Genomic DNA, 22,433 nt, shown 5'->3' with positions numbered 1-22,433 from the left:
GCCGACGGTGCCCTTCCGCCGGCCGCCCTAGGAAAGGAACACGCATGAGGAAGATCGCACTCGCGAGCGTCGCCGTGGTCGGCGTGCTCGCCGCGGCCGGCTGCAGCGCAGGCGGCGACGGCGGAGGCGGCGACGACGGCGCCGAGATCCGCGTGTGGCTCGTCGGCACCGACACCCCCGACGCCGCCCGAGACCTGCTCGTCGAGCAGTTCGAGGATGCCCACCCCGGCAGCACCGTCGTGATCGAGGAGCAGTCGTGGGATGGTCTCGTCGACCGCCTCACCACGGCGCTCTCGGGCTCCGACAGCCCCGACATCGTCGAGATCGGCAACACGCAGACGCCCGCGTTCACGAGCGCGGGCGCGTTCCTCGACCTCACCGACCACTACGAGGACCTCGGCGGCGACGACCTGCTGCCCGGCTTCGTCGAGATCGGCTCGTACGAGGACGCCTTCTACGCGGCACCGCTCTACTCGGGCGCTCGCGTCGTCTACTACGACACCGCCGCCTACGAGGCAGCGGGGCTCGCGGTACCGACCACGCTCGACGAGTACGTGTCGAACGCCGACGCCCTCGCCGCCGCCAACCCCGGCGACTCGGGCCTGTGGTGGCCCGGCCAGGACTGGTACAACGGCCTCCCGTTCGTGTGGGAGCACGGCGGCGAGATCGCCGTGCCCGACGGCGACGAGTGGGATGCGCAGCTCTCGAGCGACGAGTCGGTCGCGGGTCTCGAGCAGGTGCAGGCCGTGATGCAGGGCGCCTCGCTCGCCCCGGTCGACGCCAACGAGACGAACGCGCAGGTCGGCTACTGCGACGGCACGACGCTGCAGGTCTCGGCGCCGAACTGGCTGCGCGGCTCGATCCTCGCGCCCGCCGACGCCGAGACGCCGGGCTGCCCCGACGCCGAGGCGACCCTCGGCGTGTACGCGATGCCCGGCATGGACGGCGGCGCAGCCTCCGTCTTCGCCGGCGGCTCGAACATCGCCATCTCGGCACGCACCGAGCACCCCGAGCTGGCGCTCGACGCGCTCGAGATCATCCTGGGCGAGGACTTCCAGACGATCTACGGCGAGAACGGCCTCGTGCCCGCCCGCGTCTCGCTCGCGAGCACGCTCGGCGACGACCCTTCGGCGCAGGCGTCGACCGAGGCCGCCGCCAATGCCCGTCTCACCCCGGCATCGCCGAGGTGGGCCGACGTCGAGGCTGCCGGCATCATGCAGGACCTGTTCGTGAGCATCGCCCAGGGCGGCGACGTGCGGGCCCTCGCCGAGCAGGCCGACGAGGACATCGAGGCCATCCTCAACGGCTAGGCCCGAGTCCGACCAGACGATGCGGTCGGCGCGGCATCGCCCGCCGCGCCGACCGCATCCGGCCCTAGGAAGGCCGACACGATCCTAGGAGGACCACTTCCATGGTGCAGACCCAGGTGCCGACCGCAGCGAGTCCCGCGGTCACCGCCATCGCGCCGCCACCCGGCAGACGAGCCGGGAGCCGCGACCGCCGGCGCGCGGGCGCCCTGCCGTACGCGCTCCTCGCGCCCGCGACCATCGTGGTGCTCGCGATCATCGGCTGGCCGCTCGTGCAGCTCGTCATCCTCTCCTTCCAGGAGTTCGGCCGCGCGCAGGCCTTCGGGCAGCCCGCGGAGTGGGTGGGGCTCGACAACTACGTCGGCGTGCTCACCGATCCCGTCTTCTGGGAGGTGCTCGGCCGCACCGTCGGCTTCGCCGCCGTGTGCGTCGTCGTGACGATGGTGCTCGGCACCCTCATCGCGCTGCTCATGCAGCGCCTGCCGACGCCGTTCCGCATCCTCGTGAGCGTGGGCCTGCTGCTCGCGTGGTCGATGCCCGCCCTCACGGCGACGATCGTGTGGGGCTGGATCGTCGACACCGAGTACGGCGTGCTCAACCAGCTGCTGCGCGACGGCCTGGGCCTCGCGCAGTTCGATCGGCACTCGTGGCTCATCGAGCCGATGTCCTTCATGGGCGTCGCGGTCGTCATCATCGTGTGGGGCGCCATCCCGTTCGTGGCCTTCACCGTGTTCGCGGGCCTCACGCAGGTGCCCGACGAGCAGCTCGAGGCCGCCGCGCTCGACGGCGCCGGGCCCGTGCAGCGGTTCACGGCGATCGTGCTGCCGCAGGTCGCGCCCATCCTCGTCATCGCGACGATCCTGCAGATCATCTGGGACCTGCGCGTCTTCACGCAGATCTTCGCGCTGCAGGACATCGGCGGCATCCGCGGCGAGACGTCGACGCTCGGCGTGTACATCTACCAGACCGCCATCGCCGGCGGGGAGTTCGGCGAGGGCGGTGCGCTCGCGATCATCACGATGGCCGCGATCTCGGTCGCGTCGATCGCGCTCGTGCGCCGCATGCTGCGAGCGGACTCGTGAGGCGCTCGCCCGCCTACCGCGGCATGACGGTGCTGTGGTGCGCCGTCGCGGTCGTCGTCTTCGTCTGCTCGGTCTTCCCCGTCTACTGGATGGTGAAGACGTCGTTCCAGCCGAACTCCGAGGTGCGCTCGACGTCGCTGCAGCTGTGGCCCGAGACGTGGACGCTGCGCAACTACGAGACCGTGCTGCTCGATCCGGGCCGCACGCCCTTCCTGCCGGCGCTGGGCACGTCGCTCATCGCGACGACGGCGACGGTGCTCATCGCGGCCGTGCTCGCGTTCCTCGCAGCCGTCGCGATCTCGCGCTTCCGCTTCCGCAGCCGCCGCGGGTTCATCGTGGCGATCCTCGTCATCCAGATGCTGCCGCTCGAGGCGATGATGGTGTCGCTCTACCGCGTGCTCGACGGCTGGCAGCTGCTCAACACGATCCTGGCCCTCGTGCTCGTCTACACGGCGACGGTGCTGCCATTCACGATCTGGACGCTGCGCGGCTTCGTCGACGGCGTGCCGATCGAGCTCGAGGAGGCGGCGATGATCGACGGCTGCTCGCGCGTCGGCGCGTTCTTCCGCGTCACCTTCCCGCTGCTCGCGCCCGGCCTCGTCGCCACCGGCGTCTTCGCCTTCATCCAAGCCTGGAACGAGTTCCTCATCGCGCTCATCGTCAACACCGACCCGCAGCTCATGACGCTGCCCGTGTGGCTGCGCACGTTCCTCGCGCTCAACGGCACGACGAACTGGGCCGCGATCATGGCGGGATCGACGCTCATGGCGATCCCGGTCGTGCTGTTCTTCCTCATCGTGCAGGGGCGCATGACGAGCGGTCTCGTGAGCGGGGCGGTGAAGGGATGACGACGCTGCTGCACGACGTGCGGGCCACGCTCATGCCGGGGTTCGAGGGTGCGACGCTGCCCCCCTGGGTCGCCGCGCGGCTCGCGGACGGCCTCGCCTCCGTGTGCCTCTACGGCGAGAACGCGCCCGACGCCGCGACCGTGCGCGCGCTCGCGGATGCCGTGCGCGCCGCGCGCCCCGACGCGATCGTCGCGATCGACGAGGAGGGCGGCGACGTCACGCGCATCCACTACGCCACCGGCGCCCCGTACGCGGGCTCGGCGGTGCTCGGCCGCGCCGACGACGTCGCATGGACGCGATCGGTGGGGGAGCGCGTCGGTCGCGACGTGCGCGCCGCCGGCTGCACCCTCACGTTCGGCCCCGTCGCCGACGTCAACGTCGATCCTCGCAACCCCGTCATCGGCGTGCGCTCGTTCGGGGCGGATGCGGCGCTCGCCGCCCGGCACGTGGGCGCCTGGGTCGAGGGCGTGCAGGCGACGGGCGTCGCGACGAGCGCGAAGCACTTCCCCGGCCACGGCGACACCGCCGTCGACTCCCATCTCGGGCTGCCGGTCGTGCACGCCTCGCTCGAGGTGCTGCAGGCACGCGAGCTCGCGCCGTTCCGCGCCGCCATCGCGGCCGGCGCCGCCACGATCATGACCTCGCACATCGTGCTGCCCGCCCTCGACGACGTGCCGGCGACGCTGTCGCCGCGCATCCTGCAGGGACTGCTGCGCGGCGAGCTCGGCTTCGAGGGCGTCATCGTGTCGGATGCGCTCGACATGGCGGGCGCGTCGGGCGAGACCGGCATCCCCGAGGCCGCCGTGCGCGCACTCGCGGCCGGGTGCGACCTGCTGTGCCTCGGCACCGCGACGGGGCCGGACGGCATGGATGCCATCGAGGCGGCCGTGCTCGCGGCCGTCGCCGAGGGGCGGCTGCCCGAGGCGCGCGTGCGCGACGCCGCGGCACGCGTGCGCGCCCTCGCGGCGACGTCGCCGGCGCCGCTGCCGTTCGCCGAGCTCTCCGGCCTCGACGAGGGCGAGCTCGACCGCATCGCGTCGACGTTCGCGCTCTCGGATCGCGCGCGCGCGTGGCTGCGCCGCGTGCGTCGTGCCGACCGCGCCACGACGACGGTGCGCATCGAGCGCGCCGCGAACATCGCCGCCGGTGCCGTGCCGTGGGATCCGTTCGCCGCATCCATCGTCGTCGAGCCCGGCGCGGTGCCGGACCTCGAGCCCGGACCGGTCGTGGTCGTGGGCAAGGACCTCGAGCGCGGCTCGGAGTCGCGGGCGACGCTCGACGGGCTGCGCGCGCGCCACGACGTGCTCGCGATCGACCTCGGCTGGTCGGCGGGCGACTGCGCCGACGTCGCCACCTTCGGCGCCTCCGCCGCCGTCGGCGCCGCCGTGCGTCGCTGGATCGAGCGCGCATGATGCGGCTGGGCATCGACGTGGGCGGCACGAAGACGGCCGCCGTGCTGCTCGCGAGCGACGGCGCCGTCGTCGGCCAGCATCAGGTGCCGACGGAGCTCGGCGAGGGCGTCGTCGACTCCGTGCTCGCTGCGGCGCGCTTCGTGCTGCGCGACGTCGGCGTCGGCGTCTCCGAGCTCGACGGGGTCGGCCTCGGCATCCCCGGGCAGGTGGATGCCGACCGCTCGCGCATCCGCAACGCCGTGCACCTGGGCCTCGGCGCGTTCGACGTCGGCGCCGCCGTCGGCGACCGCCTCGGCACGCGCGTGCTCGTCGAGAACGACGTCAACGCCGCGGCGCTCGGCGCCCGCCACCTGCTCGGCAGCGACGCGGATGCGTTCGCCTACCTCGGCCTCGGCACCGGCATCGCCGCCGGCGTGCTGCTCGACGGCGCCGTCTGGCGCGGTGCGACCGGCGTCGCGGGCGAGATCGGCCACGTGCCCGTGCCGGGCGCGACCGCGGTCTGCCGGTGCGGACAGGCCGGATGCCTCGAGACCGTCGCGGCCGGATGGGCGCTCGCGGAGCGCTGGGGCGAGCCGTGGCCCGCCGCTCGCATGCTCGAGGCGGCCCGTGCCGGCTCGGCCATGGCATCCGCCGAGTGGCACGTCGTCGTCGACGCGCTCGCGCACGCCGTGCGCATGCTGGTGCTGACGGTCGACGTCGACGCGGTGGCGATCGGCGGCGGCATGCGCGGCCTCGGAGCACCGCTGCTCGACGGCATCCGCGAGCGGCTCGGCGAGTGGTCGGCGGCGTCGCCCTTCCTCGCCGCGTTGGCGATACCGTCGAGGGTGCACATGGTCCCAGCAGGCAGCCAGCCGGCCGCCGTCGGGGCCGCGATCGTGGGGAGCAGCGCGTGGAAGTCGTGATCGTGGCAGGGTCGGTCGAGGTCGGAGCGTTCGCAGCCGGACGGATCGCCGAGATCGTCGCGGCGAAGCCCGAGGCGGTGCTGGGCGTCGCGACCGGGTCGAGCCCGCTCGAGACGTACCGTGCGCTCGCCGCGCGCCGCGACGCGGGGCTCGACCTCTCGCGCGTGTCGGCGTTCGCGCTCGACGAGTACGTGGGCATCGCCCACGACCACCCCGAGTCGTACCACGCGGTGGTCGACCGCGAGGTCGTGCAGCCGCTCGGCCTCGACGCGTCGCGCGTGCGCGTGCCCGACGGCCTCGCCGCCGACCTCGACGCCGCCGCCGAGGACTACGAGGCGCAGATCGCCGCCGCGGGCGGCGTCGACGTGCAGCTGCTCGGCATCGGCGGCAACGGCCACATCGGCTTCAACGAGCCCACGTCGTCGCTCGTCTCGCGCACGCGCGTCAAGACGCTCGCGCCCGCGACGCGCGAGGCCAACGCGCGCTTCTTCGACAGCCTCGACCAGGTGCCCATGCACTGCCTCACGCAGGGCCTCGGCACGATCCTCGACGCCAAGCGCGCGCTGCTCGTGGCGCAGGGGGCGTCGAAGGCGCACGCGATCGCGCAGATCGTCGAGGGCCCGGTGTCGTCGATGTGGCCCGGATCGGTGCTGCAGCTGCACCGCCACGCCACGATCGTGATCGACGAGGCGGCCGCCTCCGAGCTCACCCTCACCGACTACTACCGCTACACGGTCGAGCACCGCAGCATCGTGCAGCCCGACGCCTAGTCGAGGGTCGACGGCGTCGTCCTCGTCGATTGGCCACTTCCTGCGGTGATTGGCCAGTTCCTGCGGTGATTGGCCGCGTCTCGTAGGTCCGCACCGGCCGATCGGTCCAGAACTGGACCAATCGGCGTCAGTCGACGAGCGGCACGACGGCACCGCGGGAGAGCACCGCGGCGACCTGCAGGTGCTCGTCGAGCACGACGAGGTCCGCGACCCGGCCCGACGCGATCGACCCGAAGCGGTCGTCGACGCCCAGCGCCCGCGCGGGCACGCGCGTCGCGGCGTCGATCGCCGCGGCCAGCGGCACGCCCGCATCCACCGCGACCCGCACGGCGTGGTCGAGCGTGAGCGTCGACCCCGCGATCGCGCCGCCGTCGCGCAGCCGCGGCACGCCATCCGTCACCGTCACCGCGAGCGAGCCGAGCATCCACTCGCCGTCGGGCTGCCCGGCGGCCGCCATGGCATCGGTGATGAGCGCGATGCGGCCGGGCGCCGCGTCGAAGAGCAGGCGAACCATGCGCGGATGCACGTGCACGCCGTCGGCGATGACCTCGATCGTCACGCGCTCGTCGTCGAACGCCGCCGGCAGCACGCCGGGGGCACGGTGGTCGAGGCCGCGCATGCCGTTGAACGCGTGCGTCACGATCGTCGCGCCCGCGTCGAACGCCGCAGCGCCCTGCTCGACGACGGCATCCGTGTGGCCCACCGCCACGCGCCAGCCGCGCGCCGACAGCGCCGCGACGGCAGCCATGCCGCCGTCGAGCTCGGGCGCGAGCGTGATCATCGCGAGCAGCTCGCCCACGCCTCCGACGAGCACGTCGAGGGATGCGGCGTCGGGGTCGCGCAGCAGCGTCACGTCGTGCGCGCCCTTGCGCGCCTCGGCGATGCACGGCCCCTCGAGGTGCACGCCCAGCAGGCGGTCGTCGCGCGCCGCGACGGCCGCGACGGCGGCGGTGCGGGCGGTCATGTCGTCGAGCGATCCCGTGACGAGGGATGCGAGCTGCCGCGTCGTGCCGTGGGCGCGGTGGAAGGCCATCGCCCGCTCGATCGCGTCCTCGCCGTCGTCGAACGCGACGCCCGCGCCACCGTGGCAGTGCAGGTCGACGAATCCGGGCGCCACGACGGCGCCGTCGATCGTCCGATCCGCGGCCGGCGGCACGCCCGTGCCCACATCGACGATGCGGTCGCCCTCCACGAGCACCCACGCCGCGTCGGCGGCCAGGCCATCGGAGACGACGCGGCCTCGCAGCAGCGTCGTGCCGGCAGCGGTCTCGACGTGCGCATCCACCCTTCCGACCCTAGCGACGCGCGTCAGCGCCAGCATCCGCGCGGCTCTAGGCTGGAGGGCATGTCGAAGGTCCTCTCCTCCCTGCCCGTCGGCGAGCGCGTCGGCATCGCCTTCTCGGGAGGGCTCGACACCTCCGTGGCGGTCGCCTGGATGCGGCACAACGGCGCCGTCCCCTTCACATACACGGCGAACATCGGCCAGTACGACGAGCCCGACATCGATGCCGTGCCGAGCCGCGCGCTCGAGTACGGCGCCGAGAAGGCCCGCCTCGTCGACGCCCGCGAGATGCTCGTCGAGGAGGGCTTCGTCGCGCTGCAGTGCGGCGCCTTCCACATCCGCTCCGGCGGCCGCACCTACTTCAACACGACGCCGCTCGGCCGCGCCGTCACGGGCACGATGCTCGTGCGCGCCATGAAGGAGGACGGCGTCGACATCTGGGGCGACGGCTCCACCTACAAGGGCAACGACATCGAGCGGTTCTACCGCTACGGCCTGCTCGCCCACCCGGCGCTGCGCATCTACAAGCCGTGGCTCGACGCGCAGTTCGTCGAGGAGCTCGGTGGTCGCTCGGAGATGTCGGCGTGGCTCGTCGAGCACGGCTTCGGCTACCGCGACTCCGCGGAGAAGGCGTACTCGACCGACGCGAACATCTGGGGTGCGACGCACGAGGCGAAGGACCTCGAGCAGCTCGACGCCTCGGTGCTGCTCGTCGAGCCCATCATGGGCGTCGCGTCGTGGCGCGACGACGTCGTCATCGAGACCGAGGACGTGACGATCGGCTTCGAAGCCGGCCGCCCCGTGTCGGTCAACGGCGTCGAGCTCGACGCGGTCGCGCTCGTCGACGAGGTCAACACGATCGGCGGCCGCCACGGCATCGGCGTCTCGGACCAGATCGAGAACCGCATCATCGAGGCGAAGTCGCGCGGCATCTACGAGGCTCCGGGCATGGCGCTGCTGCACATCGCCTACGAGCGTCTGCTCAACGCGATCCACAACGAGGACACGGTCGCGACGTACCACAACGAGGGTCGTCGCCTCGGGCGCTACATGTACGAGGGCCGCTGGCTCGACCCGCAGTCGCTCATGCTGCGCGAGTCGATCGTGCGCTGGGTCGCCTCGTCGGTCACCGGCACCGTCACGCTGCGCCTGCGCCGCGGCGAGGACTACACGATCCTCGACACGACCGGACCCTCGCTGTCGTACCACCCCGAGAAGCTGTCGATGGAGCGCGTCGGCGACGCCGCGTTCGGCCCGACCGAGCGCATCGGCCAGCTCACGATGCGCAACCTCGACATCGCCGACTCGCGCCAGCGGCTCGAGCAGTACGCGGCCGCGGGCCTCGTCACGGGTGAGACCGCCGCGCTCATCGGCGAGCTCGAGCATGGCGGCGCCGCGCTCATCGCGAGCGGCGGCTCGTCGACCGGCGCCGACCTCGACTCGCTCGACGAGGCCGGCGAGCGCGCGGCGTTCGACGCGGGCACCGACTGACGACGGCCTCCTGAGGCATCCGAGCGCCGTCCCGGAGCGGGGACGGCGCTCCTCGTCGTGGGGCACGCAGGATGCCGCGTCGAGCGATCCGAGATGCGTCCAATCCGGATGCCGGGGTGGCTCCGGACCCGCGCGCCCGCGTGGACGAATCTCGCTGGAAGGCGCAAGGGGGTCGACGCACTGCGCGCCTGAGGTGTCCTCTAAGGGGTACGAAGGACTGAGGAGTCCTCCGATGCACTGCCGATGGAGGTGTCGCATGGATGCGCGGAGCATGGTCGTCGACCACCGCCGCATCGTGCGCGCTGCCCTGCTGGGCGTCGCAGCTGCCGGAGCCGCCGTCGTCGGCGGACTGCTCCTCGGCGGCTCGCATGCAGCCGCCGACGATGGCGCCGGCCTCCTCGACTCGACGCTCGGCTCCACGAGCCAGACGCTCGTCGACGCGACCACGTCCCTCGTCGAGCCCGCCGTGCAGGTCGTCGCCGTCGTCGCCGCGCCCGCGACGGCCGTGACCGAGCCCGCCGCTCCCGTCGTGCAGGCCATCGCGCAGCCCGTCGTGCAGGTCGTCGAGCCCGTCGTGCAGGCCATCTCTCCGGTCTCCAGCGTCGTGACGCCGATCGCCTCGGGCGTCGACGACGTCGTCGCCGCCGTGCCGGTGGTCGGTGGGCTCGTGTCGACGCCCGTGGGCTCGGTGACCGAGCCCATCGTCGACGCCGTCGACGGCGCTCTCGAGCCCGCGCCCGATGCCGAGCTCCCGATGCTCCCGACGCCCGACGAGGGCGATGCGAGCGGCGACGTCCCCCTGGCCTCCCCGGTCGTCACGGCATCGGACGCGAGCGCCGCTGCAGCGATCGTCGCGGGCGATCGCACTGCCACCTCCGTCGCCATCCGTGCGACGCAGGCTGCGCTCTCGGTGCCCGCGCCCGTCGCGGCGATGCCGTCGGCGTCGCCCTTCGGTGCGCTGCCGATCGATGCGCCCCGCGCTCCGGTGCCCCCGACGCCCGTCGAGGTGCCGGGTGCCGTCGCGCCCGCGGCGTCCGCCGTCGGCGCGGTCGTCGTCGGCGACGCGACCCATGACCTCCTCCGCTCGAGCGGCGCCATCCTCGGCGCGCTCGCGGATGACGACGACCTGCCCGCCTCCGTGGTGGGAGACCACGACTCGAGCCCTGACTGACGGATGCCGCGCCACGCCTTCGCGTGGCCACGCACGCCGCTCCGACCGGAGCAGGCGAAGCACATCCTTCAGAAGGGTTCATCATGAACACGCATGTGAAGCGAGGGCTGCTGGTCGCAGCCGTCGCAGGCGGCCTGTGGGCCGCGGGCACGGCAGTCGCCAGTGCCGACACGGGCGACGACGGGTCGGGCATCGTCTCCGACCTCACGTCGGTCGTCGACGTCCAGCTGCCCGTCACGATCGCAGGCAATGCGGTCGGCGGCGACGATGCGAGCACCTCCGGTGCCGTCACGTCGGTCGATGCAGCGTCCACCGCCACGACGGCCTCCGCGCCCGCGGACTCGTCGGGCGGCATCCTCGCCGGTGACTCGTCAGGGGCAGTGATCTCCGTGCCCGTCACCATCTCGGGCAACGCCGTGAGCGTCGCCGGCGACGCGACCAGCGACGACGCGGCCACCGCGGTCGCCGCTCCCGCCACGTCCACTGCGACGGCATCCGGGGGCTCCGAGGAGTCCGTCGCATCCGACCTCGCGTCGGCTGCCGTGGTGTCGGCGCCGGTGACGGTGTCGGGCAACGCGGTGTCGGTGCTGGGTGACGCGCACTCGGAGGGTGCGGAGACCTCGGTCGACGCTCCTGCGACGAGCGAGTCCGAGGCGACGGGCTCGTCGGATGACGAGGGTCTGCTGTCGGGCATCGGCTCGGCTGCCGTGGTGTCGGCGCCGGTGACGGTGTCGGGCAACGCGGTGTCGGTGCTGGGTGACGCGCACTCGGAGGGTGCGGAGACCTCGGTCGACGCTCCTGCGACGGGTACGTCGGAGGGCACGTCGTCGGGTGACGACGGCCTGCTGTCGGGCATCGACTCGGCGCTCGGTGCCTCGGCGCCGGTGACGATCGGTGGCAACGCCATCGCCGGTCTCGGCGACGCGTCCTCGGAGGGTGCGGAGACCACGGTCGACGCTCCTGCGACGGGAACGGCGGAGTCGACGGGGTCGTCGGACGACGACTCGCTGCTGTCGGGCCTCGGCTCGGCGGGCGTGGTGTCGGCGCCGGTGACGGTGTCGGGCAACGCGGTGTCGGTGCTGGGTGATGCGCACTCGGAGGGTGCGAGCACCACGGTGACCGCTCCTGCCGCCGGGACGTCCGAGGGCACGTCGTCGGGTGACGACGGCCTGCTGTCGGGCATCGACTCGGCGCTCGGCGCCTCGGCTCCCGTGACCATCGGCGGCAACGCCGTCGCGGGTCTGGGCGACGCGACGTCGGAGGGGGCGACGACCACGGTCGTGGCGCCTGCGACGGGCACGTCGGACGGCACGTCGCAGGACGACGGGCTGCTCTCGGGCATCGGCTCGGGCATCGCGATCGTGGCTCCCGTGACGATCGGCGGCAACGCCGTGTCGGTGCTCGGCGACGCCACCACGACCGGGTCGACGACCACGGTCATCACGACGCCGACCGACCCGACCGACCCCACCACGCCGACGACGCCGACCGAGCCGACCGACCCCGGTACGGACGCCCCGTCGACGGGTGACCCCGGCACGGACACCCCGGCAGCCGGCGAGACGCCCGCGGGCGCCACGCCCGCAGGCGTGCCGACCGGCACCGCGAAGGCTGACGCTCCGGCGCAGGCCGCGACGCCCACGGCGTCGCTGCCCGTCACCGGCGCCGAGGTCGGAGGCCTCGGCCTCGCGCTCGCGGCACTCCTGCTCGGCCTGCTGCTCATGCTGGGTGCGCGTCTGCGCACGCAGCGTCAGCGTGGCTGAGTCCATCGCTCGGTGATGCGGGCTGCGGTCCGCATCACCGAGCACCACGGGAGCCGGCTGCCGCCGAGAGGGCGCGCAGCCGGCTCGCGCGGCCACGGCTCGTCGTCGCGACGAGTCGACCATCCCGATCCGTGCTCACCGTGCTCAGGTGCGGCACCCGACGAGCGCCACCCGTCCTCAGGTGCTCGCCGCCGTGCCTGAGCATGGCGACCACGGATCGGGGTGGTCGACAGGACCGCACGCGCGCGCGGGCCCGAGGGATGCGGTGCAGCCCGACGGCCCGCGTCAGCGTGCCATGACGCGTCAGACGCGGCCCGCTGCCTCCGTGATCGCTCGGAGCCTGGCTGCGTGCGCCGGGGTCAGGGCGCCCGCATCCATCCGCCAGCCCCACGTCGACGCCGTGCCCGGCGTGTTCATGCGGGCCTCGGAGCCCAGGCCGAGCACGTCCTGCGCCTGCGCCATCGCGAGGCGGCTCGGACCGTGCTGCGCGACCTCGATGAGACCCCACGACGGCTCGCGGCGCCGCGTCGACCAGCGGGCGCCCGCGTCGCGCATCGCGCGACGCGCCGCGCGACGACGCGACCGCGACAGCCCCGCCCACCAGCCGGCGACGGTGTCGTTGTCGTGCGTGCCCGTGTAGACGACCTGCTCGCGCGTGAGGTTCGCGGGCTCGTGCGGGCTCGAGGCGTCGCCCTCGAAGGCGAACTGCAGCACCGCCATGCCGGGCAGGCCGAGCGCGTCGCGCAGGTCGAGCACGGGCTGGTCGATGTCGCCAAGATCCTCGGCGAGCACGGGCAGCGGCCCGAGCTCGGCGTTCGCGGCGTCGAACATCGCGCGACCGGGGCCGGGCTCCCACACGCCCCGCTCGGCCGTCGCATCCCCGGCCGGCACGGCCCAGAAGTCGCTGAACGCGCGGAAGTGATCGATGCGCACGAGGTCGTAGAGGTCGAACGTGCGGCGCAGGCGCTCGATCCACCAGCGGTAGCCGTCGGCGGCGAGCGCATCCCAGTCGTACAGCGGGTTGCCCCACAGCTGGCCGGTCGCGGCGTACGCGTCGGGCGGCACGCCCGCGACGGCATCCGACCGGAAGTACTCGGGCCACGCGGCCTCGTCGGCACCGCCCTGCGCGACGTAGATCGGCACGTCGCCGAGGATCTGCACGCCCCGCTCGGTCGCGTAGGCGCGCAGCGCGCCCCACTCGCGGTCGAAGCGCACCTGGTCGGCGAGGTCGCCGCCGTGCGCGACCCACGACGGCGCCCAGTAGGCGTGGCGCTCGGCGAACGCGCGCACCTCCTCCTGGCTGACCGGTGCATCCGGATGCTCGAGCAGCGCAGGGCTCGCCGCGAACGCCGACGGCGATGCGTACGGCGAGCCGAACGCGTCGGGCACCGTGAGCGGCAGCACCTGCCACACCGTCTGGCCGGCGTCGGCGAGCCAGTCGACGAAGCGGTGGGCGGATGCGCCGAGGCGTCCGTCGGGCAGGGACGTGAGGTGCAGCTGGATGCCGCTCGCGCGATCGGGGAGCACGCGTCGAGCCTGGCAGACGGTCGGGGTGCCGCGTGCGGACTTGCGGTCGGCGCGCGTGCGCGGCAGTGCGGCCGTCGGCCCCGCGCTCGTCCCGCCTGCGTGCCGATCGGCCGTGTCCTGCGGTGCTCGGCGACGTCGTGCGGTGAGTGGCGGCTTCGTGCGGTGAGTGGTCGCTCGATGCGTCTGAGTGGTCATTCGATGTCGTCGATGCGCCGCGACGGCGACATCGACTGACCACTGTCGGTGCGGATGGAGGATGCGGGCGAGCGGCGCGCGAGACGTGTCGGGGGTGCCGAGGATGCTCGAGGGATCGGCGTGCAGGGACCGCCCGCCGCCGCCGCTCGACCGCGCGATCCGCGCGCTCGACCGACGCGCGCATCCGGGGCACGAGCCGCTGGGAGACACGCCGCAGCGACTTGCCGCATTCGAACATACGTTCGATCATGGATGCATGACGATCGCAGACCTCGACCGCGGCAAGGCCGCGACCATCGAGGCGCTGCGCTCGCGGATGCGCGGCATGGAGTCGACGGCCGTCGAGGTCGTCGGCCTGCCGACGCCGGCTGCGCTGCAGCGCGTGCTGCCTGCGCTGCGCATCGGCGGCGTGCACGCGGTCGACTCGCGATCGCTCGCGCTGCGCATGCTCGCCACGGCGCTGCCGGCGGGTGGATGGGGCGCGATGATCGGGCTCGCCGACGTCGGCGTCGAGGCGGCGGCCGATGCGGGCGTGCCCGTCGATCGCGTCGTGCTCGTGCCGCAGCCGGGGGAGGCGTGGGCGTCGGCGGTCGCGGGGTTCGCCGAGGTGCTGCCCGTCGTGCTCGCCGCCGCTCCCTCGCGACTCGCGCCCGCCGAGGCTGCGCGCCTCGCCGCCCGGGTGCGCGGCGCCGACGGCTGCCTGCTCGTGCTCGGCGACTGGCCGCAGCCGGCGAGCCGCATCCGCACGCTCGGCGCCACGTGGGCGGGTGCCGACGACGGCCTCGGCCGCATCCGCACGGCACGGCTCGAGGTCGAGGTGTCGGCGGGCGACCGCGTGCCCAGGCGTGCGGTCGTCGACCTGGGCGGTTCCCGGTGAGCGTCGATGGATGCCGGGCGCTGCGGCTGCGGGCGCGCGGATGCTCGTCGACCGGTGCTGCGCAGCCCGGCTCCGAGGTGCGCTTCGTGCGCTCGGGTGCGGCTCCTTCCGCATCCGAGCGCACCAACCGCACCTCGGCGCGCGGCCGAGACGTCGGTCGCCACCACGGTCGCCATCCCCGTTGCGAGGTGCGCCTCTCGCGTTCAGGTGCGGTTCTTGCTGCCGAGGTGCGCTTCTCGTGTTCAGGTGCGGTTGCAACCGCACCTCAACGCGAGGACCGCACCTCGCAACCGCGAAGCGCACCTCGCAACGGCCCCACCTCTCGCTCGAGCGCACCCCGGAGCATCCCGTGACCGCCCGGCGCATCGCGGTCGTGCGCGTGCCCGACTGGTCGGTCGAGGTGGCGCGCGCCGCTGGCGAGCTGCCGGGCGGCGTGCCCGTGGCGACGACGCACCTGCATCGCATCGTCGCGTGCGACGACCTCGCTCGCGCGGTCGGCGTGCGCGTGGGGCAGCGGGTGCGCGATGCGCAGGCCGGTGCGCCGTCGCTCGTGCTCGCGGATGCGGATGCCGTGGGCGAGGTGCTCGCGTTCGCGCACGTCATCCGAGCGGTCGAGTCCGTCGTGCCGGGCGTGCAGGGGCTCGGCGACGGTGCGCTCGCGCTGCCGATGCGCGGCGCCACCCGCTTCTACGGTGGCGAGCGCGAGGCGGTCGCGGCGATCGTCGCCGCCCTCGCGCCGCTCGGGCTGCGCGTGCGCGTGGGCGTGGCCGACGATCGGTTCACGGCCGAGCTCGCCGAGCGCGCAGCCGTGGCGGATGCGGCGCCCCCGGCGTCGCATCCCGCGCCCGCCGGGCACGAGGGCGTGCCGGCCGCCCCTTCGTCTGCAGGAGATGTGCACGTGAGCGGGCGAGCAGGCCCGCATGGGCGACGGGACCCCGCTCACGTGCACATCTCCCACGCGACTCCCGGCACCCCCGGTCCGCAGGTGGACACGAGCCCCGCGCATCCGCAGCACCCCACCCCCATCCGCATCGTCGAGTCCGGCGCCTCGCGCGCGTTCCTCGCGCCCGTGCCGGTCACGGTGCTCGGCGGCGAGCTCGCCGGCATGCTGCTGCGCCTCGGCCTGCGCACGCTCGGCGACCTCGCGGCGCTGCCCGACGCGAGCGTGCGCGACCGCTTCGGCCACGAGGGGCTGCGCGACCTGCAGCGCGCTCGCGGTCTCGACGACCGTCGCATCGAGCCGGGCTCCGACCATCCGCCCGACGCGCTCGCGCTCGAGTTCGAGCCCGGCATCGAGGGCGGCGAGGAGCTGGGATTCGCGCTGCAGGGTCGGGCGGATGCGTACGTCGCCGAGCTCGCCGCCCGACGCCTCGTCGTCGCCGAGGTGCGCATCCTGCTGCGCGCCGACCTCGGCGGCATCAGCGAGCGCACGTGGCGCAAGCCGGGGTTCTTCCGCGCGCGCGACGTCGTCGACCGAGCCAGGTGGCAGCTGGCCGAGAGCGGCCTCGACAGCGCGCTCGTCGAGGTGCGCATCACGCCCGAGCGGCTCGAGCGCGACACCGAGCACATGCCCGGCTTGTGGGGCGGGCGCGGCGTCGACGAGCGCACGCGCGGCGTCATCGAGCGGCTGCAGGGCGTGCTGGGGCGCGAGGGCGTCGTGGTGGCGAGCCTCGGCGGCGGCCGGCTGCTCGCCGAGCGGGGCGTGCTGACGCCGTGGGGCGATGCGGTCGCCGACGTGCGCGAGGGGCCGTGGCCGGGGTCGCTGCCCGAGCCGCGACCGGCGACGGTGTTCCGTCCGCCGCAGCCGGTCGTGCTGCTCGATGCCGAGGGTGCGGAGGTCGAGACGGGCGAGCGCATCCACCCGCCGACGTGGTTCCGCACGCCGACGGGCGACCGCCGACGCGTGGCGGCGTGGGCGGGGCCGTGGCCGCTGCGCATGCGCGCGGGATCGCACGTCGAGGCGCTCGCGCGCATCCAGGTCGTCGATGGCGCAGGGGATGCGTGGGTGCTGCTGGGCGACGCCGCCGGGTGGCGCGCGGAGGGTCGGTACGACTGACGCGTCGTGGCGCGACGCAGGGTCGCGACCGTGGGATGCTCGCAGGATGGTCAGGCACGGGCATGCGGATGCGGCCGAGCTGCAGCGCATCGCCGCGGTGCTCGACGGTCTCCTGGTCGACCCGACCCTCGATCTGCGGCGCGTGCGGGAGTCTCGCAGGCCGACGTCGATGCGCTCGCGACCCGCGTGCGAGACCGCCGCTAGCCATCCACCGCACGATCTCAGCGCTCGAGGCGCCTGGCATTGACGCGCAGCGGCGTGCGGACGTGGGATCATCGACGGATGGTCCAGGGAGAGCGCAGCGACGACGTCGTGCGCGATCGGGACCTCGCGCCGGTCGCGGACCCGGTCCTCAGCGCCACCGATCCTGCGCCGCAGCGACGCGTCGCCTGGCAGCAGGTGCTCGGCCTCGTCGTGGCCGCTGCTGCGCTCATGCTGGCGGTCGCTGGCGTGATCGGCGTCGTCGCGGGCTCGCTCGCTCGTCTCGCCGATGGCGATGCGATGGCAGACGTGCTCGCGTTCGTCGCGCAGGGCATCGTGCTCGTGCTCGTCTCGCTGGTTGTCGGCTTCGGCGCGCTCTGGCTGCTCGTGCGCGGCGAGCGCCGCTGGTGGCACCGCAGGCAGGCGTCGACGGGCGACGGCGAGCGGCTCTCCACGACCTAGGCGACGCGGTCGTGGCCTGGCGCGACGACGTGTCGCGCTCGTGGGATGCTCGCAGGATGAGCGCATCCGCCCGGACGACGCGCGCCGAGCGGCGGCGCGGGGCCGAGCGTGCGCGCGCCGTCGAGCGGCTCCCGGTCGTGCTCGCGCTGCTGCGCACCGCGCCGACGCACTCGCTGCACGGGGAGCGCCGCGATCTGCTGCGCGCCGGCGCCGCCGCCGATCCGGCGATCCGGCGCATGCTCGCCGAGCACTACCGCGCCCTCCGTTCGCCCGACCAGGCGGCGCGGTGGGGCATCGCGATCCCCGGTTGGACGCGAGCGAGCGAGGTGCGCGCGCTGCGCCGCACGCTGCTCGAGCGGCTGCCGCGCCTCGACGCCGGGCAGCACCTCGGCCTGCCGCTCGACGTGCCGGTGCCGTCGGGCATCGCCGACGTGGTCGTCGCCCCGCCCGCTGCCGGTCGGTTCGACTGGCTGGGCGGTGTCGCCGTGACGCTCGGCTGCGCCGGAGTCCTCGGCGTCGTGGTTGGTGGCCTGGGAGTCGCCATCGGCGTCGTCGTACGCATCGCCACGGGGACGCCGGGAGCCGAGACGGGCGAGTTCCTCATGCAGGGCGTGCTCTTCGTCGTGGGCGCCGGCATCGTCGGAGGCGGCCTCCTCGTCGCGTTCGACGCGCACCTCAAGCGGCAGGACGCGCGTCGCCGGCGCGTGGTCGCAGCCCATGTCGCCGAGCTGTGGCAGCGGCTGACCGACGCCGACGAGCGACACGTGCTCGTGCGCGGCTGGCTGAGCTGGGCAGGCGACGAGGAGGAGGAGACTGCGCGACGCATGCTCGTGGAGCTCGCCCGCGAGCGTCGCCGCCCAGCCGAGGCCGGGCGCTGGGGTGCACCGGTCGACGGCCTCGCGACGGCGGCCGAGCGCGCCGCGTTCGCCAGGACGCTGCGTGCGGGCGACGACTGGATGCGCGAGCTCGAGCTGCGCGTCGATCGTCAGCGGCCCACGCTCTCGCGCGACGAGCGCGACGTGCTCGTGCGAGCGGGCATCGCCGAGGCGGTGATCGACGCGTTCATCGCCGAGCGCGCTGATGGTTCGGCAGCAGCGGCCAAGCCTGCTCGACAGGGCTGACGCGCGACCGCGCGCGGCCGACGTCGCGTCGTGGTGCGGCTACGCCGCGCTCGCCGAGCGGACTCGCGACCGCGCCGCGCCGAGGCTCGGGATGCGGTCGCACACGAGGCAGTCGTCGACCACCGTCGCGTGGCCGTAGGCGTGGTGCTCGTCGGCGACCGCGAGGCATGCGGGGCACCGACCGCCGAAGCCCTCCTCGGGCACGAAGGCGGCCGTGCACCACGCGCTCTCGCAGAGCTGGAGCTCGAGCTCGTCGTGCTGATCGGTCATGGCACGAGGGTGGCACCGACCTCCGACACGACCGACCAGGCGCGCCGTCGCCGTGCCCCGACCGCGCATCCCTCCCCCTGCCGACAGTGGTCAGTCGATGTCGCCGTAGCGGCGTGTCGGCGACATCGAGTGACCACTCATCGACCGGAAGTGGCCCGAACCCTCGACCAGGGCTTGAGGCGAGTTCGCGTCGGAGGTCGAACATACGTTCGATCCAGGCGTATCGTCGCAGCGCACCATCGCGGAGGCCGGCCCGATGCGCACGACGTGGATGCACCCGCATCCCACGCAGCACGAGAGCAGCGGATGCGCCGCATCCGCATCGCAGCAGGAGGGGGCCGAGCGATGGGCTGGCGCAATCCGCCGATGCCGTGGCGAGAGCTCGAGGCGATCCTCGACGGCCGCGCCACCGAGGCGCCGTCGCTCACGCCGAACCCCGAGCCGCGCGAGCGCCGCACGCGCCCCGATCCCGAGCGGGTCGTGCCGTACGCCGAGCTGCACGCTCACTCGCACTACTCGTTCCTCGACGGCGCCTCGAGCCCCGCGCAGCTCGTCACCGAGGCGACGGCGCTCGGCCTCGAGGCCCTCGCGCTCGTCGACCACGACGGGCTCTACGGCGCCGTGCGCTTCGCCGAGGCCGCCGACCACGTAGGCCTGCGCACGATCTTCGGCGCCGAGCTGAGCCTCGAGCTGCCCGAGCCCCAGCAGGGCGTCGCCGACCCCGTCGGCGACCATCTGCTCGTGCTCGCCCGCAGCCCCGAGGGGTATCGCAGGCTCGCGGCGACCCTCACCGACGGCTACCTCGCCGGCGGCGAGAAGGGCCGCCCCATCCTGCACCTCGAGCAGGTCGCCGAGCGTGCGGGGGAGTGGATGGTGTCCACGGGATGCCGCAAGGGCGCCGTGCGCCGCGCGCTCGAGCGGGAGGGGGCGGACGCGGCGGGCGTCGAGCTCGACCGGCTCGTGTCGCTCTTCGGCCGCGACGGCGTCATGGTCGAGCTCACCGACCTCGGCCTGCCCGACGACGGCGAGCGCAACCAGGCGCTCCAGGCCCTCGCCGAGCGACGCGGCCTGCCGGTGGTGGCGACGACGAACGCGCACGTCGCGAGCCCGAGGCAGCAGCTGCTGGGCGATGCGATGGCGGCGGTGCGCGCCCGCCGCAGCATCGACGAGCTCGACGGCTGGCTGCCCGCCGGCGGCGTGCCCCGGCTGCGGTCGGGCGCCGAGATGGCGTGGCGCTTCCGCCAGTTCGACGGCGTCGTCGAGCGCGCAGCCGCCATCGGCCGCGACCTCGCGTTCGGCCTGCGCGCCGCGAGTCCGAGCCTGCCCGACACCGAGGTGCCGGAGGGCCACACGCAGATGTCGAGGCTGCGGCAGCTCGTCGCCGAGCGCCGCGGCCGCGTCTATCCCGCGGACGACCCGCACGTCGACCAGCGGGCGGTCGACGAGCGCCTCGCCCACGAGCTGCGCCTCATCGACGACAAGGGCTTCGCCGGCTACTTCCTCATCGTGAGCGAGATCGCCGACTTCGCCCACGCCAGCGGCATTCTCTGCCAGGGCCGCGGCTCGGCGGTGGCGAGCGCCGTGTGCTTCATCCTCGGCATCACGGCCGTCGACCCGATCCTCTACCGGCTGCCGTTCGAGCGGTTCATCTCGATGATCCGCACCGAGGAGCCCGACATCGACATCGACTTCGACGCCGCGCGCCGCGAGGAGGTCATCCAGCACGTCTACGAGCGGTACGGCCGTCGCAACGCGGCGCAGGTCGCCAACGTCATCACGTACCGGCCGAAGTCGGCGGTGCGCGACGCGGCGAAGGCGCTCGGCTACGCCGTCGGGCAGCAGAACGCGTGGTCGAAGCGCGTCGAGGGGTGGAGCGCGCCGTCGGTCGACGGCACCGAGGGCATCCCCGATCCCGTGCTGTCGCTCGCCGACGACTTCCTGCACTCGCCCCGTCACCTCGGCATCCACTCGGGCGGCATGGTGCTCACGAAGGAGCCCGTGGGCCACGTGAGCCCCATCGAGCCCGCGCGCATGGAGGCGCGCACGGTGCTGCAGTGGGACAAGGACGACTGCGAGTGGATGGGCCTCGTGAAGTTCGACCTGCTGGGGCTCGGCATGCTGGGCGCGATGCAGCACACGATGGACATCGCCAGGCAGCACCTCGGCGAGGAGTGGACGCTCGCGACGATCCCCGCGGAGGAGGCGGGCGTGTACGACATGCTGTGCGAGGCGGATGCCGTGGGCGTCTTCCAGGTCGAGTCGCGGGCGCAGCTCGCCACGCTGCCGAGGCTCAAGCCGCGCTCGTTCTACGACCTCGTCATCGAGATCGCGCTCATCCGCCCTGGTCCCATCCAGGGCGACGCCGTGCATCCGTACCTGCGCAGGCGCAGCGGGCAGGAGCCGATCACGTATCCGCATCCGCTGCTCGAGGATGCGTTGGCGCGCACGCTCGGCGTGCCGCTGTTCCAGGAGCAGCTGATGCAGATCGCCGTGCTCGTCGGCAACTTCGACGCGGCCGCGGCCGACGAGCTGCGGCGCTCGATCGCGTCGAAGCGCAGCAAGGAGCGCGTCGCGCAGCTGCGCGATCGGCTCTTCGCGGGCATGCAGGCGAACGACATCGTCGGCGACCTGGCCGAGAGCATCTGGCGCAAGATCGAGGCGTTCGCGGGCTTCGGCTTCGCGGAGTCGCACTCGCTCGCCTTCGGCAAGCTCGTGTACGCGTCGTCGTGGCTGAAGCTGCATCACCCGGCGGCGTTCCTCGCCGGCCTGCTGCGGGCGCAGCCCATGGGCTTCTGGTCGGGGCAGACGCTGAGCGCGGATGCGCGCAGGCACGGCGTGGAGGTGCTCGGGCCCGACATCGTGCGCTCGGCGGCGACGGCCGACCTCGAGGCGCGCGGCGACCGCGTCGCGGGCGACGACGCCTGCCTCGCGCACCATCAGCCCGAGGTGCCGTGGACGCCTGGCCCCAACGACCACGCGCGGCACCGCCGCGATCGGGGGTTCGCGGTGCGGCTGGGTCTGTCGAGCGTCGCGCACGTGAGCGAGGCCGACGCCGAGCGCATCGTCGCGGCACGCGACGAGTCGCCGTTCACGGGCATCGACGACGTCGCGAGGCGGGCGCGGCTCGATCGCAGGCAGCTCGAGTCGCTCGCGACCGCAGGCGCCTTCGAGAGCCTCGGGCTCGAGCGCCGCGAGGCGCTGTGGCTCGCGGCGCCCGCATCCACCGAGCGCGAGGATCAGCTCGAGGGCACGTCGGTGACGGTGCAGCCGCCGCTGCTGCCGATCCTGTCGGAGGCCGAGCAGACGGCGCTCGACATCTGGGCGACGGGCGTGAGCCCCGACGACCATCCCGTGCGGCATGCGCGGGTGGCGTTGGAGGCTGCGGGCGTCGTGCCCATCGCGCGGCTGGCGGATCTCGAGCCCGGGCGTCGGCGGTGGGCGGCGGGCATCGTCACGCACCGGCAGCGGCCGCAGACGGCGCAGGGGGTCACGTTCATGAACATCGAGGACGAGACCGGCATGCTCAACGTCATCTGCTCGGTCGGGCTCTGGAAGCGGTACCGCAGCATCGCGAAGCACTCGGCGGCGCTCAAGGTGCGCGGCATCCTGCAGCACTCGCAGGGGGTCGTGACGATGATGGCCGACCAGATCGAGCCGTTCGACGCGGCGGCGCCGCCGTCGCGCGACTTCCGCTGA

At 73.8% G+C, this 22,433-nt stretch carries 17 protein-coding genes; 14 read left to right on the top strand and 3 right to left on the bottom strand.

All coding sequences use genetic code 11. The features are described from left to right. The first annotated feature begins 44 nt into the window (after positions 1 to 44). The 6 genes from FS793_RS07180 (at position 45) to nagB (ending at position 6,321) form a co-directional block, all read left to right on the top strand. Positions 45 to 1,310: an extracellular solute-binding protein gene (locus FS793_RS07180; protein ID WP_144719847.1), complete on the top strand. Its 1,266-nt coding sequence runs from the start codon at positions 45 to 47 to the stop codon at positions 1,308 to 1,310. Between the two features lie 101 nt (positions 1,311 to 1,411). After that, positions 1,412 to 2,389, top strand: a complete 978-nt coding sequence (locus FS793_RS07175) for a carbohydrate ABC transporter permease (RefSeq protein WP_144719846.1) — start codon at positions 1,412 to 1,414, stop codon at positions 2,387 to 2,389. Positions 2,390 to 2,412: 23 nt separating this feature from the next. Then, entirely contained in the window at positions 2,413 to 3,237 is an 825-nt protein-coding gene (locus FS793_RS07170; RefSeq protein ID WP_144720405.1) for a carbohydrate ABC transporter permease, read from the top strand. After that, positions 3,234 to 4,649 carry a glycoside hydrolase family 3 N-terminal domain-containing protein gene (locus tag FS793_RS07165; protein WP_144719845.1) on the top strand — a complete coding sequence of 472 codons (1,416 nt, stop codon included), beginning with the start codon at positions 3,234 to 3,236 and terminating at the stop codon, positions 4,647 to 4,649. The genes FS793_RS07170 and FS793_RS07165 overlap by 4 nt, the downstream gene beginning before the upstream one ends. After that, complete coding sequence (locus tag FS793_RS07160; protein ID WP_144719844.1) at positions 4,646 to 5,551, top strand: ROK family protein; 906 nt, start codon at positions 4,646 to 4,648, stop codon at positions 5,549 to 5,551. The genes FS793_RS07165 and FS793_RS07160 overlap by 4 nt, the downstream gene beginning before the upstream one ends. Continuing rightward, positions 5,539 to 6,321, top strand: coding sequence for a glucosamine-6-phosphate deaminase (nagB, locus tag FS793_RS07155; RefSeq protein WP_144719843.1), 783 nt, complete (start codon positions 5,539 to 5,541; stop codon positions 6,319 to 6,321). Before FS793_RS07160 ends, nagB begins: the two co-directional genes overlap by 13 nt. A 127-nt stretch (positions 6,322 to 6,448) precedes the next feature. Here the strand turns inward: nagB and nagA are convergent, their stop codons facing one another. Continuing rightward, positions 6,449 to 7,606, bottom strand: coding sequence for an N-acetylglucosamine-6-phosphate deacetylase (nagA, locus tag FS793_RS07150; RefSeq protein WP_260980075.1), 1,158 nt, complete (start codon positions 7,604 to 7,606; stop codon positions 6,449 to 6,451). Between the two features lie 60 nt (positions 7,607 to 7,666). On the opposite strand from nagA, the gene argG reads away from it, so the two are divergent. The 3 genes from argG (at position 7,667) to FS793_RS07135 (ending at position 12,028) form a co-directional block, all read left to right on the top strand. After that, a complete protein-coding gene (gene argG / locus FS793_RS07145) occupies positions 7,667 to 9,094 on the top strand; it encodes an argininosuccinate synthase (RefSeq protein ID WP_144719841.1) in 1,428 nt (475 codons plus the stop codon). A 256-nt stretch (positions 9,095 to 9,350) separates the two neighbouring features. Continuing rightward, positions 9,351 to 10,265, top strand: coding sequence for a hypothetical protein (locus FS793_RS07140; RefSeq protein ID WP_144719840.1), 915 nt, complete (start codon positions 9,351 to 9,353; stop codon positions 10,263 to 10,265). A gap of 83 nt (positions 10,266 to 10,348) precedes the next feature. Next, positions 10,349 to 12,028, top strand: a complete 1,680-nt coding sequence (locus FS793_RS07135; protein WP_144719839.1) for a hypothetical protein — start codon at positions 10,349 to 10,351, stop codon at positions 12,026 to 12,028. Positions 12,029 to 12,331: 303 nt separating this feature from the next. Here FS793_RS07135 and FS793_RS07130 read toward each other — a convergent pair whose 3' ends face one another. Continuing rightward, on the bottom strand, positions 12,332 to 13,555 hold the full coding sequence (locus FS793_RS07130) for a 4-alpha-glucanotransferase (RefSeq protein WP_222123713.1): 1,224 nt from the start codon (positions 13,553 to 13,555) through the stop codon (positions 12,332 to 12,334). Between the two features lie 451 nt (positions 13,556 to 14,006). Here FS793_RS07130 and FS793_RS16165 point away from each other — a divergent pair, with 451 nt between their 5' ends. From FS793_RS16165 to FS793_RS07115, 4 genes are all read left to right on the top strand, one after another. Further along, positions 14,007 to 14,627, top strand: coding sequence for a hypothetical protein (locus FS793_RS16165; RefSeq protein ID WP_186329384.1), 621 nt, complete (start codon positions 14,007 to 14,009; stop codon positions 14,625 to 14,627). Positions 14,628 to 14,976: 349 nt separating this feature from the next. Beyond that, the gene (locus FS793_RS07125) at positions 14,977 to 16,683 is read left to right on the top strand and encodes a Y-family DNA polymerase (RefSeq protein WP_186329383.1); all 1,707 of its coding nucleotides are present in this window, start codon (positions 14,977 to 14,979) and stop codon (positions 16,681 to 16,683) included. 282 nt (positions 16,684 to 16,965) lie between these two features. Further along, positions 16,966 to 17,346 (top strand): hypothetical protein, encoded by a 381-nt coding sequence (locus tag FS793_RS07120; RefSeq protein WP_144719836.1) that lies wholly within the window; start codon positions 16,966 to 16,968, stop codon positions 17,344 to 17,346. A gap of 56 nt (positions 17,347 to 17,402) precedes the next feature. Further along, complete coding sequence (locus FS793_RS07115; RefSeq protein WP_144719835.1) at positions 17,403 to 18,467, top strand: hypothetical protein; 1,065 nt, start codon at positions 17,403 to 17,405, stop codon at positions 18,465 to 18,467. Between the two features lie 39 nt (positions 18,468 to 18,506). On the opposite strand, the gene FS793_RS07110 is transcribed toward FS793_RS07115, so the two are convergent. After that, the gene (locus tag FS793_RS07110) at positions 18,507 to 18,737 is read right to left on the bottom strand and encodes a hypothetical protein (protein ID WP_144719834.1); all 231 of its coding nucleotides are present in this window, start codon (positions 18,735 to 18,737) and stop codon (positions 18,507 to 18,509) included. 345 nt (positions 18,738 to 19,082) lie between these two features. Here FS793_RS07110 and FS793_RS07105 point away from each other — a divergent pair, with 345 nt between their 5' ends. Beyond that, a complete protein-coding gene (locus FS793_RS07105; protein WP_144719833.1) occupies positions 19,083 to 22,433 on the top strand; it encodes an error-prone DNA polymerase in 3,351 nt (1,116 codons plus the stop codon).

The organism is Agrococcus jejuensis (genome assembly GCF_007679035.1).
GTDB lineage: Bacteria > Actinomycetota > Actinomycetes > Actinomycetales > Microbacteriaceae > Agrococcus > Agrococcus jejuensis_A.
Note: the sequence above shows the minus strand (reverse complement) of the source record. Positions and strands in the feature narration are given on the sequence as shown.

Bases quoted from the DNA above. Each gene is read 5' to 3' on its own strand.
- FS793_RS07180 (WP_144719847.1), top strand. From the start codon at position 45: ATGAGGAAGATCGCACTCGCGAGCGTCGCCGTGGTCGGCGTGCTCGCC.
- FS793_RS07175 (WP_144719846.1), top strand. From the start codon at position 1,412: ATGGTGCAGACCCAGGTGCCGACCGCAGCGAGTCCCGCGGTCACCGCC.
- FS793_RS07170 (WP_144720405.1), top strand. From the start codon at position 2,413: ATGACGGTGCTGTGGTGCGCCGTCGCGGTCGTCGTCTTCGTCTGCTCG.
- FS793_RS07165 (WP_144719845.1), top strand. From the start codon at position 3,234: ATGACGACGCTGCTGCACGACGTGCGGGCCACGCTCATGCCGGGGTTC.
- FS793_RS07160 (WP_144719844.1), top strand. From the start codon at position 4,646: ATGATGCGGCTGGGCATCGACGTGGGCGGCACGAAGACGGCCGCCGTG.
- argG (WP_144719841.1), top strand. From the start codon at position 7,667: ATGTCGAAGGTCCTCTCCTCCCTGCCCGTCGGCGAGCGCGTCGGCATC.
- FS793_RS07140 (WP_144719840.1), top strand. From the start codon at position 9,351: ATGGATGCGCGGAGCATGGTCGTCGACCACCGCCGCATCGTGCGCGCT.
- FS793_RS07135 (WP_144719839.1), top strand. From the start codon at position 10,349: ATGAACACGCATGTGAAGCGAGGGCTGCTGGTCGCAGCCGTCGCAGGC.
- FS793_RS16165 (WP_186329384.1), top strand. From the start codon at position 14,007: ATGACGATCGCAGACCTCGACCGCGGCAAGGCCGCGACCATCGAGGCG.
- FS793_RS07120 (WP_144719836.1), top strand. From the start codon at position 16,966: ATGGTCCAGGGAGAGCGCAGCGACGACGTCGTGCGCGATCGGGACCTC.
- FS793_RS07115 (WP_144719835.1), top strand. From the start codon at position 17,403: ATGAGCGCATCCGCCCGGACGACGCGCGCCGAGCGGCGGCGCGGGGCC.
- FS793_RS07110 (WP_144719834.1), bottom strand. From the start codon at position 18,737: ATGACCGATCAGCACGACGAGCTCGAGCTCCAGCTCTGCGAGAGCGCG.
- FS793_RS07105 (WP_144719833.1), top strand. From the start codon at position 19,083: ATGGGCTGGCGCAATCCGCCGATGCCGTGGCGAGAGCTCGAGGCGATC.